This window comes from Pseudomonas sp. GW821-FHT03E01, from assembly GCF_059420765.1.
The window spans coordinates 347924-363355 of sequence record NZ_JBWKUI010000004.1 but is presented as its reverse complement, the minus strand read 5'-3'; the positions used below and the strand labels follow the sequence as shown (position 1 = coordinate 363355).

The 15432-nt window shown below is 59.6% G+C and carries 12 protein-coding genes; 7 read left to right on the top strand and 5 right to left on the bottom strand.

What is annotated here, in order from left to right:
• The first annotated feature begins 88 nt into the window (after positions 1-88).
• The 6 genes from pqqA (at position 89) to AC07VO_RS09410 (ending at position 5256) form a co-directional block, all read left to right on the top strand.
• On the top strand, positions 89-163 hold the full coding sequence (gene pqqA, locus AC07VO_RS09435; RefSeq protein WP_009045898.1) for a pyrroloquinoline quinone precursor peptide PqqA: 75 nt from the start codon (positions 89-91) through the stop codon (positions 161-163).
• Positions 164-247: 84 nt separating this feature from the next.
• Positions 248-1159, top strand: a complete 912-nt coding sequence (gene pqqB / locus AC07VO_RS09430) for a pyrroloquinoline quinone biosynthesis protein PqqB (protein WP_086944450.1) — start codon at positions 248-250, stop codon at positions 1157-1159.
• A gap of 127 nt (positions 1160-1286) precedes the next feature.
• Positions 1287-2039, top strand: a complete 753-nt coding sequence (pqqC, locus tag AC07VO_RS09425) for a pyrroloquinoline-quinone synthase PqqC (protein ID WP_086944449.1) — start codon at positions 1287-1289, stop codon at positions 2037-2039.
• Positions 2036-2311: a pyrroloquinoline quinone biosynthesis peptide chaperone PqqD gene (pqqD, locus tag AC07VO_RS09420; protein WP_018928829.1), complete on the top strand. Its 276-nt coding sequence runs from the start codon at positions 2036-2038 to the stop codon at positions 2309-2311. Before pqqC ends, pqqD begins: the two co-directional genes overlap by 4 nt.
• A 4-nt stretch (positions 2312-2315) precedes the next feature.
• A complete protein-coding gene (gene pqqE, locus AC07VO_RS09415; RefSeq protein WP_173861131.1) occupies positions 2316-3458 on the top strand; it encodes a pyrroloquinoline quinone biosynthesis protein PqqE in 1143 nt (380 codons plus the stop codon).
• Positions 3424-5256, top strand: coding sequence for a S9 family peptidase (locus AC07VO_RS09410; protein ID WP_086944447.1), 1833 nt, complete (start codon positions 3424-3426; stop codon positions 5254-5256). Before pqqE ends, AC07VO_RS09410 begins: the two co-directional genes overlap by 35 nt.
• Before the next feature lie 169 nt (positions 5257-5425).
• Here the strand turns inward: AC07VO_RS09410 and AC07VO_RS09405 are convergent, their stop codons facing one another.
• A complete protein-coding gene (locus AC07VO_RS09405) occupies positions 5426-6709 on the bottom strand; it encodes an aspartate aminotransferase family protein (protein ID WP_086944446.1) in 1284 nt (427 codons plus the stop codon).
• 169 nt (positions 6710-6878) lie between these two features.
• On the opposite strand from AC07VO_RS09405, the gene AC07VO_RS09400 reads away from it, so the two are divergent.
• The gene (locus AC07VO_RS09400) at positions 6879-7799 is read left to right on the top strand and encodes a LysR family transcriptional regulator (RefSeq protein ID WP_028940266.1); all 921 of its coding nucleotides are present in this window, start codon (positions 6879-6881) and stop codon (positions 7797-7799) included.
• A gap of 225 nt (positions 7800-8024) precedes the next feature.
• Here the strand turns inward: AC07VO_RS09400 and AC07VO_RS09395 are convergent, their stop codons facing one another.
• The 4 genes from AC07VO_RS09395 to AC07VO_RS09380 form a co-directional block, all read right to left on the bottom strand.
• Positions 8025-9803, bottom strand: a complete 1779-nt coding sequence (locus AC07VO_RS09395) for an acyl-CoA dehydrogenase C-terminal domain-containing protein (protein ID WP_018928824.1) — start codon at positions 9801-9803, stop codon at positions 8025-8027.
• Positions 9804-9990: 187 nt separating this feature from the next.
• Positions 9991-11787, bottom strand: a complete 1797-nt coding sequence (locus AC07VO_RS09390; protein WP_064620793.1) for an acyl-CoA dehydrogenase C-terminal domain-containing protein — start codon at positions 11785-11787, stop codon at positions 9991-9993.
• A gap of 90 nt (positions 11788-11877) precedes the next feature.
• A complete protein-coding gene (locus AC07VO_RS09385) occupies positions 11878-13167 on the bottom strand; it encodes a GGDEF domain-containing protein (protein WP_018928822.1) in 1290 nt (429 codons plus the stop codon).
• 226 nt (positions 13168-13393) lie between these two features.
• Positions 13394-15199: a phenylacyl-CoA dehydrogenase gene (locus AC07VO_RS09380; protein ID WP_007936490.1), complete on the bottom strand. Its 1806-nt coding sequence runs from the start codon at positions 15197-15199 to the stop codon at positions 13394-13396.
• Positions 15200-15432 lie beyond the last annotated feature (233 nt).

The following is a 15432-nucleotide window of genomic DNA, read 5'->3' as shown; positions in this document are numbered from 1 at the left end:
TAGCCACCTAACTATCTGAACATCTCCGGCTGGAGGTGGACTATATGTGTAGGTCTCAACTGTCCCATCCACCTGAAGGAGCGCTTCTATGTCCTGGTCCAAACCTGCTTACACCGACCTGCGTATCGGCTTCGAAGTCACCATGTACTTCGCAAGCCGCTAAGCTCTGCCGTTTGGTAGAGAATGCAGTGCTACGCCTCGGCTTGCCGGGGCGTTTTTATTTTCAGTTTTCAATGATGGAGCGGCCATGTTTGTCCAGATTCTAGGTTCCGCCGCCGGCGGCGGTTTCCCCCAGTGGAACTGCAACTGCGCGAACTGCGCAGGTTTTCGCGACGGCAGCCTGCGGGCCGAAGCGCGTACCCAGTCGTCCATCGCGATTTCCGATGATGGCGTGAACTGGGTGCTGTGCAATGCTTCGCCGGACATCCGCGCCCAGCTCCAGAGTTTCGCGCCGATGCAGCCGGGCCGCGCGCTGCGTGATACCGGCATCAGCGCAATCATCCTGATGGACAGCCAGATCGACCACACCACCGGCCTGCTCAGCTTGCGCGAAGGCTGCCCGCATCAGGTCTGGTGCACCGACATGGTCCATGAAGACCTGAGCACCGGGTTCCCGTTGTTCACCATGCTGACCCACTGGAACGGCGGGTTGAACTGGAACCGTATCGAACTCGATCAGAGCTTCACCGTCCCGGCCTGCCCGAATCTGCGTTTCACCCCACTGCCCCTGCGCAGCGCCGCCCCACCCTACTCGCCGCACCGCTTCGACCCGCATCCGGGCGACAACATCGGCCTGATCGTCGAAGACCTGAGCACCGGCGGTAAACTGTTCTACGCACCGGGCCTGGGCAAGGTCGATGCACCACTGCTGAAGATCATGGCCAGCAGCGATTGCCTGCTGGTGGACGGTACGATGTGGGACGACGACGAAATGCGGCGCCGTGGTGTCGGCACGCGCACGGGTCGGGAAATGGGCCATCTGGCGCAGAACGGCCCCGGCGGCATGCTCGAAGTGCTGGAACAACTGCCCAAGCAGCGCAAAGTGCTTATCCACATCAACAACACCAACCCGATTCTCGATGAGGATTCGCCAGAGCGTGCGGAGCTGGCCCGTCGTGAAGTTGAAGTGGCTTATGACGGCATGAGTATTGTGCTGTAGCGGATAGCCTCTTCGCGGGCCAGCCACGCTCCCACAGGGATAGCGCTATCTCTGTGGGAGCAGGCCTGCCCGCGAAGGCGTCAGACCAGACACCAAAGAATCCACCGGTTGTTCCCGGAGAACCGCAATGACTGATACCCCAATGTCCCCCGCCGAATTCGAAGCGGCCCTGCGCGCCAAGGGCGCCTACTACCACATCTATCATCCGTATCACGTGGCGATGTATGAAGGCCGGGCGACCCGCGAGCAGATCCAGGGCTGGGTCGCCAACCGCTTTTACTATCAGGTGAACATCCCGCTCAAGGACGCCGCGATCCTGGCCAACTGCCCGGACCGCGAGATTCGTCGCGAGTGGATTCAGCGCCTGCTGGACCATGACGGCGCCCCCGGCGAAGACGGCGGTATCGAAGCCTGGTTGCGTCTTGGGCAAGCGGTCGGCCTCGCCCCGGATCAGTTGCGCTCCCAGGAGCTGGTGCTGCCCGGCGTGCGTTTCGCCGTGGATGCCTACGTCAACTTCGCCCGCCGGGCCCGTTGGCAGGAAGCCGCCAGCAGCTCATTGACCGAGCTGTTCGCGCCGCAAATCCACCAATCGCGCCTCGACAGTTGGCCGCAACATTACCCGTGGATCGACCCGGCCGGTTACGAATATTTCCGTACGCGCCTGGGCCAGGCTCGCCGGGATGTGGAGCACGGTCTGGCAATCACGTTGCAGCATTACACTACGCGGGAAGGCCAGGAGCGCATGCTGGAAATTCTCCAGTTCAAACTGGACATTCTTTGGAGCATGCTCGATGCCATGAGCATGGCCTACGAACTGAACCGCCCGCCGTACCACAGCGTGACCGAACAGCGGGTCTGGCATAAAGGAATCACCTTATGAGTTTTGATCGCAGCAAAACCCCGACCTGGCGTCCCGGCTACCGTTTCCAGTACGAACCGGCGCAAAAGGGCCATGTATTGCTCTACCCCGAAGGCATGATCAAACTCAATGAGAGCGCCGCGCTGATCGGCGGCTTGATCGATGGCCAGCGAGATGTCGCGGCCATCATCGCCGAGCTCGACAAACAGTTCCCCGGCGTGCCCGAGCTCGGTGACGACATCGAGCAATTCATGGAGGTCGCCCGTGCTCAGCACTGGATCGAACTTGCCTGATTCCGTGTCAGACAAGTTACCGCCCAAGCCCGAAATCGGCCTGCCCCTTTGGCTGCTGGCGGAGCTGACCTATCGCTGCCCGTTGCAATGCCCGTACTGCTCCAATCCGCTGGATTTCGCCGAGCAAGGCCAGGAGTTGACCACCGAGCAGTGGATCAAGGTCTTTCGCGAAGCCCGGGAAATGGGCGCGGCGCAGTTGGGGTTTTCCGGTGGTGAACCGCTGGTACGCCAGGACCTCGCCGAGTTGATCGCTGAGGCGCGCAAACTGGGGTTCTACACCAACCTGATCACCTCCGGCATCGGCCTCACCGAGCAGAAAATCAGCGACTTCAAAAAGGCCGGCCTGGACCACATCCAGATCAGCTTCCAGGCCAGCGACGAGCAGGTGAACAACCTGCTGGCCGGCTCGAAAAAGGCCTTCGCGCAAAAACTCGAAATGGCCCGTGCGGTGAAGGCGCACGGCTATCCGATGGTGCTGAACTTCGTCACCCATCGGCACAACATCGACAAAATCGACCGGATCATCGAGCTGTGCATTGCCCTTGAGGCAGACTTCGTCGAACTCGCGACGTGCCAGTTCTATGGTTGGGCTCAGCTCAATCGGGTCGGCCTGTTACCGACCAAGGAACAATTGGTTCGCGCCGAACGCATCACCAACGAATACCGCGCGAAACTGGAAGCCGAAGGGCATCCGTGCAAGCTGATTTTCGTGACGCCGGACTATTACGAAGAGCGTCCGAAAGCCTGCATGAATGGCTGGGGCAGTATTTTTCTGACGGTCACACCAGACGGAACCGCCCTGCCCTGTCATGGCGCCCGACAGCTGCCGGTGCAGTTTCCCAACGTGCGCGACCACAGCATGCAGCACATCTGGTACGACTCGTTCGGCTTCAACCGCTTTCGCGGTTACGACTGGATGCCCGAGCCGTGCCGCTCCTGCGACGAGAAAGAAAAGGACTTCGGCGGCTGCCGTTGCCAGGCGTTCATGCTCACGGGTGACGCGAGCAATGCCGACCCGGTGTGCAGCAAGTCGGAACATCACGGCGTGATCCTCAAGGCCCGCGAAGAAGCCGAGCACGCGACCCAGACCATCGAACAACTGGCCTTTCGCAATGAACGAAACTCACGCCTCATCGCCAAAAGCTGAACCCTTGAGCGCCGCCAGGGCCGTCGCGGCCGGCATCGACTTCGCCGAGTTGCAGGTCGGGCCACATGGCCTGTTCTGGAACGAGTACCGCCCCGAAGATGCTGCCTGCCGAGTCTGGCAGTGGCGCGACGGTCAGGCCCACTGCCTGACGCCACCCACCTTCAGTGTGCGCAGCCGGGTGTACGAATATGGCGGTGGCGCGTTTTGTCTGACCGATGACGGGCTGGTGTTCGTCAACGAGGCCGATCAGCAGCTGTATCGGCAATCGCTGAGCGATGAGACGCCTGAGGTGCTGACTTCAAGTGAATGCCGGTACGGCGATCTGCACTTCGCCAACGGGCAAGTGCTGGCGGTGGAAGAAAACCGCGATCGGCATCGCCTGGTGGCGATCGATCTGGCCGATGGCCGACGCCATCTGCTGGCCGAAGGCGCTGATTTCTACGCGGCACCGACCTTGAGTCCTGATGGTCGGCGTCTGGCCTGGATCGAGTGGAATCGCCCGGATCAGCCCTGGACCGCAACACGCCTGATGGTTGCCGAGCGCCAGCGCGATCACACCTTTGCGCAACCGCGTTGCGTGGCAGGTGACGGTGCTCAGGAGTCACTGCAACAACCGAGATTCGATGACAGCGGCCGTCTGTATTGTCTGACCGATCGCGGCGGTTTCTGGCAGCCGTGGGTGGAGTCGGCCGACGGTCTGAGCCCACTCCCGAGCGCTGCTGCCGACCATGGACCGGCGCCCTGGCAATTGGGTGGTTGCACCTGGTTACCGTTGAGCGAAGACACTTATCTGGCGAGTTGGACCGAAGAGGGTTTTGGGCGACTGGGGCTTTGTCATGGCGATGGCTCCCGTGAGGATTTCACGGGCGACTACAGCCGCTTCCGCCATCTCGCACAGGATGACCAGTTCATCTACTGCATCGCCGCTTCACCAGTCAGTTCGGCGTCGGTGATTGCCATTGACCGCAAGACCCGGCAGGTGAAGCCCCTCGCCGGTGGTGTTGTCCCCCTGCCGGCCGATCAGATCAGCCGCCCGCAAACCCTGCGTTATCCGAGCGGTTCGGGCGAGGCCCACGGGTTCTTCTACCCGGCAATGAACGACGATACGAAACCGCCCTTGGTGGTGTTCATTCACGGCGGCCCGACTTCGGCCTGCTACCCGATGTTCGACCCGCGAATCCAGTATTGGGCACAACGCGGCTTCGCCGTGGCCGATCTCAACTACCGAGGCAGCAGCGGCTACGGCCGTGCTTATCGCCAGGCGCTGCATTTGAGCTGGGGCAAGGTGGACGTGAAAGATGCCTGCGCAGTGGTCGGCTACCTGGCCGGGCGCGGACTGATCGACGGCGATAAAGCGTTTATCCGTGGTGGCAGCGCCGGCGGGTACACCGCATTGTGCGCATTGGCCTTTCACAAGGTCTTTCGTGCGGGCGCCAGCCTGTATGGCGTCAGCGATCCCGTTGCGCTGGGCCGCGTCACGCACAAGTTCGAAAGCGATTATCTGGACTGGTTGATCGGCGACCCGGTAGAGGACGCTGAACGCTACGCCGCGCGCACGCCGCTGCTGCATGCGAACAACATTAGCGTTCCAATGATCTTCTTTCAGGGTGAACTGGACGCCGTGGTGGTGCCGCAACAGACCCGCGACATGGTCAAGGCATTACAGGACAACGGCATTCTGGTCGAAGCGCATTACTATGCCGACGAACGCCATGGCTTTCGCAAGGCCGGCAACCAGGCCCATGTGCTGGAGCAGGAATGGATGTTTTATCGGCGGGTGATGGAGTTGGCGGACTGAAATCGTAGCGCCCCATTCGCGGGCAACCATTGATCCTGCTATCACTCAAGCACTGAAATGTCTTCGGCAAAACGCAGAGACAAAAAAACGCCCCACGCGAAAAGAATCAAACGTGGGGCGCTGCGTTATACCGCGAGACGGTTCGGAAATTCGTGTAGGGCGGGTCTGATCAGACCGCAATACCTTTGCGGCACTGCAGTTGCGCGGTGCGCACGCGGGAGAAGGCGCGGGCCAGACGCAGGAGCATTTCGTCGATATTGGCCTTGCTGACCGTAAGGGCCGGAGTAAAGCGCAGGCAATCGGCTTGCGGCGCATTGAGCAGCAAGCCTTCGTACAATGCAGCCTTGACTACGGCGTCGGCCGAATCGTCGGACAGATCGAGCCCCCAGAGCAGCCCTTGCCCACGCAATTCGCCGTGACCATAGCGATGGGCCAGACGACTCAGGCCTTCGCCCAGATGCTGAGCGGTTTCCCGCATATGATCGATAAAGCCCTTGTCCTGCACGCTGTCGAGCACGACAAGCCCGACGGCACTCATCAACGCATTGCCATGATGAGTGCCGCTCATTTCGCCGATTTCGAAACAACAGGCCTTGCCTCGCGCCAACAATGCCGCCAATGGCACGCCACCACCGAGCCCTTTGCCGAGCACCACGATATCTGCCCGCACGCCGTAGGAGTGTTCGGCAAGCAATGTGCCGCAGCGCCCGACGCCGGTTTGCACTTCGTCAAATATCAGCAGAATGCCAAGCTCACGACACAAGCGCTCGACGCCCTTGAGGTAGTGCTCGGTAGCGGGAATCACCCCGGCCTCGCTCTGGATCGGTTCGAGCATGATCGCGACCGTCTGGGCATCCACGGCCGCATGCAAGGCGGGCAGGTCATTGAACGGGACATGGCTGAAGCCCGGCAACTGTGGCTCGAATCGGTTGATCAGATTCGAACTGTCCGACGCAGAAATCGTCCCCAGGCTACGGCCATGACAGCCTTTGCTGGCCACAATGATCCGCGAAGCGCCGCCACGATGTTGCTGGCCCCATTTGCGCGCCAGTTTGATCGCCGCTTCACAGGCTTCGCTGCCACTGTTGAGCAGGTACGCCTGGTCACTGCCGGTACCGGCGCAGAGCCGGTCGGCGAGGTTGAGCATGCCGCGGTTGTGCAGACCGAAACCCGGATTGATCAGCGACTGAGCCTGCTCCGAAATCGCTTTGACCAGTGCTGAAGGGCTATGTCCGAGGCTATTGGCGCCGCCACCCTGTGAGAAATCCAGGTAAGCGCGGTTATCGCTGTCCCACAACCAGGAGCCTTGGCCACGCACGAAAATCTGTTTCGGTCGTTCGACACTGGGCATCAGGCACTCGCTGGAAAAGTTGTCGCTTCTGGCCGGCAGGGAAGTGTCCATCGCCAGGTCATCAAGGCTCGGTGGCTTGCGTCGCAGGTTGAACAGATTCATCGGATAAAACCTCGTCCGAGGTTTTTTGCCTTGCCTATGTAAACACCATCGCTGTAAACGGTATTCATCGTGCTTTATGGCCCTGTAAGCCTTGTGAATGCGGTTAGACTAGGCGTAGGCAAGGCACTGAGCCATTTCGATTTCTCAGCATTTTCGATAAGTATTACTTATGGATTTCAAGCAACTGCGTTATTTCGTCGCGGTCTACGAAGAGGGCCACGTCGGTCGGGCCGCCGAGCGGCTTTCTATCTCCCAGCCTGCGTTGTCCCAGCAGATCCGCCAACTCGAACAGAACCTCGATGTAAGCCTGTTCGAACGCAGCAGCAAACGTCTGCTGCCAACCCTGGCGGCCCACACGTTGTACAACCATGCCCTGCCCTTGCTCGATGGCTTGCAACGCGCGCGCGAAGCCTTGGGCAATTTCAAGGGCAAGGCGCTGCGAACCTTGGCCATTGGCGTACTGCAGACCGTCCACTCCAGCCTGGTGCCGCAAATGCTCGAACGCGTGCGCAAGGCACAGCCGCATCTGGTGGTGCAGATCTATGAACTGACCGGCCTGGAAATCGAGCGGCGACTACTCAATGGTTCGCTGGACATCGGGATCAGTTACCTGCCGCCCCGTCAGCCGGGTTTGCACGGCGTGCCGTTGTACGAAGATGAGCTGACCCTTGTCATCCCGGCGGACCATCCGTTGCGCGAATTCAAGAAGGTCTCCATGAGCCAGGCGGCCGAGTTGCCCATGTTGCTGTTGGGTGAAGAGTTCCAGGTGCGGCAGATCTGGCAGGCACAACTGGCCAGTCTTGGGCGCCGGCCGCAGGTGCAGGCCGAGCTGAACAACATGGCGGGGATTCTCGACAGCCTGCCGCACACGCGGCTGGCGACTGTGCTGCCCGGACGCTCGCAAAAGACCCATGGCGACCAAGAGTTGCTGTGGAAACCACTGAGTGAGCCGCGGGTGCCGCTGAAAGTGGGGTTGGTGTGTCGGGATGTGCAGCGGCAACAGGCTTCGCTGGCGTTGTTGCGGACATTGCTGGAAGAGGTGATGGATGAACACTTGCGTAGCCCGACGGCCCTGGATGGGTTGAGCTGAACTTTTTTGCAGGCAAAAGAAAACCCCGCCGAAGCGGGGCTTTGCAGACTGTTTCCCTGACATCCATTTCACTCCGCCGTCCTGGCAGAATCCTACGTGTCCGTGTTGTTGCTTTGCGCTTCCTGCGCGACGTCCATGTGAAGTAGATTAGCTCTGGATCCAATCTGCGCATATGGGAAAACAGCAGCACGTCATGTAAGAGAATGCTTACATGACGTTACAGAGTCAGAACTGTCCTGCGTCCAACAGGAACAACGATTCGCTTCCCGCCTTTACCGACGCGCTCAACGAGTGAATACGTGGCAGCAGACGAGCGAAATAGAACCGCGCCGTACCCAGTTTGCTCGCGTAGAAATCGTCCTGCGCTTCTTTGCCGAAGGCTGCCTTGGCCATCAGTGCCCACATGTAGGCATAGGCGGTGTAACCGAATGCTTGTAGATACTCGACCGAAGCAGCGCCGATTTCGTTCGGGTTGTTTTTCGCCCGGTCCAGCAGCCATGCGGTCAGATCGTCGAGGGTGCCCACTGCATCGTTCAGCGGTTTGGTGAACTCCGCCAAATCAGCACTGGCCGTCGCGGTGAAATGACGAATCTCGTCAGCGAACAGTTTGTAGAACGCCCCGCCGCTGCCGACGATCTTGCGCCCGACAAGGTCCAGCGCCTGAATACCATTGGTGCCTTCGTAGATCTGCGTGATACGCACGTCACGAACCAGTTGCTCCTGGCCCCACTCACGGATGTAGCCGTGGCCGCCAAAAATCTGCTGGCCATGAACTGTGGTTTCAAGCCCCAAATCGGTCAGGAATGCCTTGGCAACAGGCGTCAACAGTGCGACCAGGTCTTCTGCGCGCTTGCGGGTGGTGGCGTCTTCGCTGAACTTGGCGGTGTCCAGTTGCATCGCCACGTAAGTGGAAAATGCACGGCCGCCTTCGTTCGAGGCTTTCATGGTCAGCAGCATGCGACGCACGTCAGGGTGGACGATGATCGGGTCAGCCACTTTGTCCTTGTTCTGCGCGCCGGTCGGCGAACGGCTCTGCAGGCGGTCGCGAGCGTATTCAATGGCGTTCTGGTAGGAACGTTCACCCGAGGCCAGGCCCTGGATGCCGACACCCAGACGCTCGTAGTTCATCATGGTGAACATCGCCGCCAGGCCTTTGTTCGGCTCGCCGACCAGGTAACCCACGGCTTCGTCGAAGTTCATCACGCAGGTTGCGGATGCCTGGATACCCATCTTGTGTTCGATCGAACCACAGGTCGCCGGGTTGCGCGCACCGAGGCTGCCATCGGCATTGACCATGAACTTCGGCACCAGGAACAGCGAAATACCTTTCGGCCCTGCTGGCGCGTCCGGCAGCTTGGCCAAGACCAAGTGGATGATGTTCTCGGTCAGGTCGTGTTCGCCGCCGGTGATGAAGATCTTGGTGCCGCTGACCTTGTAGGAACCGTCAGCCTGAGGTTCGGCCTTGGTGCGGATAATCCCCAGATCAGTACCGGCGTGCGGCTCGGTCAGGCACATGGAACCGGCCCAGACACCGGCGTACATGTTCGGCAGGTACGCGGCTTTCAGCTCTTCGCTGGCGTGGGCGTTGATCGACAGGCAGGCGCCGGCGGTCAGCATCGGATACAGACCGAACGACAGGCTGGCGGAGTTGACCATTTCTTCGACCTGCGCCGAAACCGCCTTGGGCATGCCCATGCCGCCGTAGGTTGGATCGCCACCGACACCGACCCAACCGCCTTCAGCGTAGGTCTGATACGCCTGTGGGAAACCGGCCGGGGTGGTGACGGCACCGTCGGCCCAGTGGCAACCTTCTTCGTCAGCCGCACGGCTCAGGGGCGCGATGCTTTTGCTGGTGACCTTGCCGGCTTCTTCCAGAATGGCTTCGACGGTTTCGGCATCGACGGTCTCGGCGAGCGCAGGCAGTTCGGCCCAGAGTTTGGCGACCTCGAAAACTTCATTGAGGACGAAGCGCATATCGCGCAGGGGCGCTTTGTAGTCAGCCATGGCAAACCTCGCAAGATCTAAACAGGTGGTTCGTAGGAATAGTGATTTCGCTGTGTCCGAGTGTACCTCAACAACTTTTACGACACATAGGGTCAGCCCATGACCGATTTGTTATTTTTAGTCACCGACCTGTTCTTCATAAAGAAGCCCGCAGCAAGGCGGGCTTCTTTATGGCCGATTTGAATGATTAAAGTGCAAACAACTCCGCCGGCAACTTCATCAAACAGTCGCTACCCGCCTCGATGGCCGCCCGATGAGCAGCCGTACGCGGCAGTAAGCGCTTGAAGTAAAACTCGCTGGTCGCCAGCTTGCCTCGGCAATAATCGGCATCACCGCTGCCCGCCTCCAACTGCGACTGAGCCACCAGCGCCATGCGTAGCCACAGGTAGCCGAGGATGATATAGCCGCAGTACATCAGGTAATCCACCGAGGCGGCGCCGACCTCATCCGGATTTTTCATCGCAGCCATGCCGATCCTGGTGGTCAATTCACCCCACTGCTGATTCAGATCGTTGAGTTGCGCCACATAACCGCCGAGTTGCGGGTGCTCAGCGTTTGCCGCACAGAACTTGTGGACGATTTTAGTGAAGCCGCGCAGCAGTTTTCCCTGACTGCCAAGGACTTTGCGCCCAAGCAGATCCAGCGCCTGAATGCCGTTGGTGCCTTCATAGATCGGCGCGATCCGGCAGTCGCGAACCAACTGCTCCATGCCCCACTCACGAATGAAACCGTGGCCGCCAAACACCTGCATGCCGAGGTTGGTCACCTCCAGCCCGGTGTCGGTCATGAAGGCTTTGCAGATCGGTGTGAGGAACGCCAGCAAATCCTCGGCGTCCTGACGCGCCGTTTCATCCGGGCTCAGGTGCGCAGCGTCCAGCAACTGTGCGGTGAAGTAAGTCAGCGCCCGGTTGCCTTCATTGAAGGCCTTCATGGTCAACAACATCCTGCGCACATCGGGATGCACGATGATCGGGTCGGCAGGTTTTTCCGGGGCTTTCGGGCCGGTCAGCGAGCGCATTTGCAGACGGTCGTTGGCGTATTTGACCGCCCCCTGGAAGCTCGCCTCCCCCAGACACAAACCTTGCATGCCGGTGCCGAGCCGCGCGTGGTTCATCATGGTGAACATGCAGTTCAGGCCCTTATTCGGCTCACCGATCAAGAAGCCCTTGGCATCGTCGAAATTCAGCACGCAGGTGGCCGAGGCCTTGATGCCCATTTTGTGTTCGATCGAGCCGCAGGAAACGCCGTTGCGCTCGCCTGCCTCGCCCTCGGCATTGGGTAGGAATTTGGGCACGATAAACAGCGAAATACCTTTGGTCCCCGCTGGCGCGTCCGGCAGTTTGGCCAGCACCAGATGAATGATGTTGTCACTCATGTCGTGCTCACCGGCGGAGATGAATATCTTGCTGCCAGAGATCGCGTAACTGCCATCGGCCTGAGGCACGGCGCGGGTCTTGATGATGCCCAGATCGGTGCCGCAATGGGCTTCGGTCAGGCACATGGTGCCGGTCCATTGGCCTGCGGTGAGCTTGCTCAGGTAGGTCTGTTTCTGTTCTTCAGTGCCATGGGCATGGATGGCCGACATCGCACCGTGGGTCAGGCCGGGGTACATGCCCCAGGACGTGTTACTGGAGCCGACCATTTCGCTGATGACCAGCCCCAAGGAACTTGGCAAGCCCTGGCCACCGTAAGCCGGGTCCGCCGCCAGACCATGCCAGCCGCCTTCCACGTATTGTGCGAATGCTTGCTTGAAACCTGTAGGCGTTGTGACTACACCGTTGTCGAAATGGCAGCCTTCTTCGTCGCCGCTGCGGTTCAGCGGTGCGAGAACGTTCTCACAGAATTTCGCGCCTTCTTCGAGAATCGCATTGACCATGTCCGGGCTGGCATCGGTGGCCCCCAGCGCGGCGTAGTTGCTGTGAAAATCAAACACGTGATCGATCAGAAAGCGCATGTCGCGCAGGGGAGCTTTGTACTCGGGCATGTTCATTTCTCCGGCAGCAGATGGCCCAAACCTACTGCCGTGCATCACACCTCACAATCACAGTCCAGACGCTGAATGCGCCATCATCACTCAACCCGCAGCGGCGTCCATGCGCACTGCGCCACGGCGGTTCTGACCGAAGGCCATCACACAGTTTCGCCCCGCCCCCTTGGCGCTGTAGAGCGCCTGGTCGGCGGATTTGAGCACTTCTTCGGGGGTGCGTTGTTCCAGGCGTTCGGCGACGCCGATGCTGACGGTGACCGAAACACTCGAGGCACCCGAACCCGCGCGACGCTGGCGCCCCTGCTGGTCATCCTGGGGACGGCTGTCCTGATTGCGCAGCTGGATGTTGTAAGTGGCAATGGATTCGCGGATGACCTCCAGATGCGGCATGCACTCTTCGAGGGTCTTGCCTGCGAACACCAAGGCAAATTCCTCACCGCCGTAGCGATATGCCCTACCGCCACCACTGATTTTCGACAGCTTGCTGGCGACCAGACGCAACACTTGGTCGCCGACATCGTGGCCGTGGGTGTCGTTGAATTTCTTGAAGTGATCGACGTCGCTCATCGCCAGCACGTAATTGCGCCCCAGCCGTTGCATGCGCTCGTTCAGGGCGCGGCGCCCCGGCAGGCCGGTGAGTTCGTCGCGGAAAGCCATCTGATAGGCCTCATGGGCAACCGCGGCGGCAATCATCAACATCACCTGGCTGCACATGATGTTGAGGGTGAAGGGCAGGATGAAGGTTTTCGGCAACATCCAGAACAATCCCAACAGCCCCACCAATTGCGCAGCGTGCAAGGGTCTTGGGTTGCGCCAGTATTGCCAGGCCAATAACAGGAACGAGGCGATGAACACGGGATAAGACAATTGGATCAGGCTCATCCACGCACCATGCAACGCCGGCCAGCGGATCTCCGACAGCCACATCAGCAGCGCCTGTGGGTAACTTTGCTCCAGCCCCAGCGCCACACTGCCGAACGCCAGTAACACAGCGAAACGCGCCACCATGTCCTGGAACAGGTGAGTACGCTCTTGCCAGGCAGCGAACAAGCCAAACAGCAATGGCAACAACAGACAGCACAGATGGAACACCACCGCGGCGTCTTCACGAACCTTGCCGTTGTCGCGGTAATAGTCGGTCTGGGTGTCGAGCAGGAAGTAGGCGATGTACACCGTGACCATCAGAAACAGTTCACGCTGACGTCGATAAACCGCGCAATACGCACCGCCGAGCAACAGCACCAGAGTGGGCAGCACGTTGAACAGCGAAGTGAAGAAGACGTTGAGATCCTTGACGTAGGCAGCCGCAAGCCCCGCGAGCAACAACAGCAGCGATGGCAAAAAATGGCTGAAACGTACAGCGGAAGAACGCGGCAAGGGTAAAGCTCCGACCCGGCAAACAAAGATGGCATTGTGCCTGCATTTGGCGCAGCTAAGCACGTGCAACGTGACAGGCGTCACATCGCAGCCTCTTTAACGGCAGCAAAGTCGTTCTTCTTAGCGTTTTAGTCAGGAATATTTAAAGACGTGATCGTTTGCGTCAGGCATAAAAAAGCCGCTGCTTCCGAGGAAGCAGCGGCTTTGTGAAGAGACTGCGTAGGGCTTAGTAACCCAGTGCGAAGTCTTCTTCTTTCATGTCCATCAGGTTGTTGGCGCCCGACAGCATGGTTGCAACGTGAGTGCGGGTACGCGGCAGGATGCGCTGGAAGTAGAAGCGCGCAGTCTGCAGCTTGGCGGTGTAGAACGCCTCTTCAGTGGTGCCGGCAGCCAGTTTCTCGGCCGCCAGACGCGCCATGTCAGCCCAGAAGTAGGCCAGGCAGGCGTAACCGGAGTACATCAGGTAGTCCACGGATGCTGCGCCGACTTCTTCGCGATCTTTCATGGCCGCCATACCGACCTTCATGGTCAGCTCGCCCCATTCTTTGTTCAGCGCAGCCAATGGCTCGACGAACTCTTTGACCGCGTCATTGCCTTCGTTGCTCTGGCAGAACTTGTGGACGATCTTGGTGAAGCCCTTGAGCGCTTCGCCTTGAGTCATCAGCACTTTACGGCCCAGCAGGTCGAGTGCCTGGATGCCGGTGGTGCCTTCGTACAGCATCGAAATACGGCTGTCGCGAACGTTCTGCTCCATGCCCCACTCGGCGATGAAGCCGTGGCCACCGTAGATCTGCACGCCGTGGTTGGCGGATTCGAAACCGACTTCAGTCATGAAGGCTTTGGCGATCGGCGTCATGAAGGCCAGCAATGCGTCGGCTTTCTTCTTCTCTTCTTCATCGACGCCGTATTTGACGATGTCAACTTGCTTGGCGGTGAAGTAAACCATCGCACGGTTGCCTTCGGCGAACGCCTTCATGGTCAACAGCATGCGACGTACATCAGGGTGAACGATGATCGGGTCAGCGGCTTTGTCCGGCGCTTTCGGGCCAGTCAGGGAGCGCATTTGCAGACGATCGCGAGCGTATTTCAGGCCGCCCTGGAAACCGATCTCGGCGTGTGCCAGACCTTGCAGCGCGGTACCCAGACGTGCGGTGTTCATGAAGGTGAACATGCAGTTCAGGCCTTTGTTCGCCGGGCCGATCAGGTAACCGGTGGCCGCATCGAAGTTCATCACGCAGGTGGCGTTGCCGTGGATGCCCATCTTGTGTTCCAGCGAACCGCAGCTCACAGCGTTGCGCGCACCGATCGAGCCGTCTGCGTTCGGCAGGAATTTCGGCACGATGAACAGGGAAATGCCTTTGGTGCCGGCCGGTGCGTCCGGCAGACGTGCCAGAACGATGTGGACGATGTTGTCGGCCATATCGTGCTCACCGGCCGAGATGAAGATCTTGGTGCCGGACACTTTGTAGGAGCCGTCGGCCTGAGGTTCGGCCTTGGTGCGCAACATGCCCAGGTCAGTGCCGCAGTGCGGTTCGGTCAGGCACATGGTGCCGGTCCATTCGCCGGAAACCAGTTTGGTCAGGTAAGCCTCTTGCTGCTCAGGCGTGCCGTGCTCGGAAATAGTGTTCATCGCGCCATGGGACAGGCCTGGGTACATGCCCCACGACCAGTTGGCCTCGCCAACCATTTCGCTGACAGCCAGGCCCAGAGACTCCGGCAGGCCCTGGCCGCCGTGCTCTACATCGTGGGCCAGGCTAGGCCAGCCGCCTTCGACGAATTGCTTGTAGGCTTCTTTGAAACCGGTCGGGGTTTTAACGCCCGACTCGCTCCAGGTGCAGCCTTCGGTGTCACCCACGCGGTTCAGCGGAGCCAGCACCTGCTCACAAAACTTGGCGCCTTCTTCGAGAATGGCGTCAACCATGTCCGGAGTTGCGTCCTGGCAAGCCGGAAGGCTCTGATAGTGCGCTTCGTAGCCGAGCAGTTCGTCACGAACGAAGCGAATATCACGCAAGGGGGCCTTGTAGTCAGGCATAGCGATAAACCTCTGCTGATGTAACCGGGAATGAACGACCGTGGTGATTTGTTGTGACGGTCAAACAGTTGTTTGAAACATACGTTTACGCCCAAACCTTGTCAAGCGCCGATCTTTTGCCGTTCGTCTTCGATCTATGAAAATCTTGGGCGCGCAGTGGCGCAACGTCGTTGATTGAGCAACACGTCATGTAGGAGAGATTAGTTGAGGGAGAAGGACTTACGCAGAAAAAC

Coding starts and splice junctions, on each gene's coding strand:
- pqqB (WP_086944450.1), top strand. CDS start 248: ATGTTTGTCCAGATTCTAGGTTCCGCCGCCGGCGGCGGTTTCCCCCAG.
- pqqC (WP_086944449.1), top strand. CDS start 1,287: ATGACTGATACCCCAATGTCCCCCGCCGAATTCGAAGCGGCCCTGCGC.
- pqqD (WP_018928829.1), top strand. CDS start 2,036: ATGAGTTTTGATCGCAGCAAAACCCCGACCTGGCGTCCCGGCTACCGT.
- AC07VO_RS09410 (WP_086944447.1), top strand. CDS start 3,424: ATGAACGAAACTCACGCCTCATCGCCAAAAGCTGAACCCTTGAGCGCC.
- AC07VO_RS09405 (WP_086944446.1), bottom strand. CDS start 6,709: ATGAATCTGTTCAACCTGCGACGCAAGCCACCGAGCCTTGATGACCTG.
- AC07VO_RS09400 (WP_028940266.1), top strand. CDS start 6,879: ATGGATTTCAAGCAACTGCGTTATTTCGTCGCGGTCTACGAAGAGGGC.
- AC07VO_RS09395 (WP_018928824.1), bottom strand. CDS start 9,803: ATGGCTGACTACAAAGCGCCCCTGCGCGATATGCGCTTCGTCCTCAAT.
- AC07VO_RS09390 (WP_064620793.1), bottom strand. CDS start 11,787: ATGCCCGAGTACAAAGCTCCCCTGCGCGACATGCGCTTTCTGATCGAT.
- AC07VO_RS09380 (WP_007936490.1), bottom strand. CDS start 15,199: ATGCCTGACTACAAGGCCCCCTTGCGTGATATTCGCTTCGTTCGTGAC.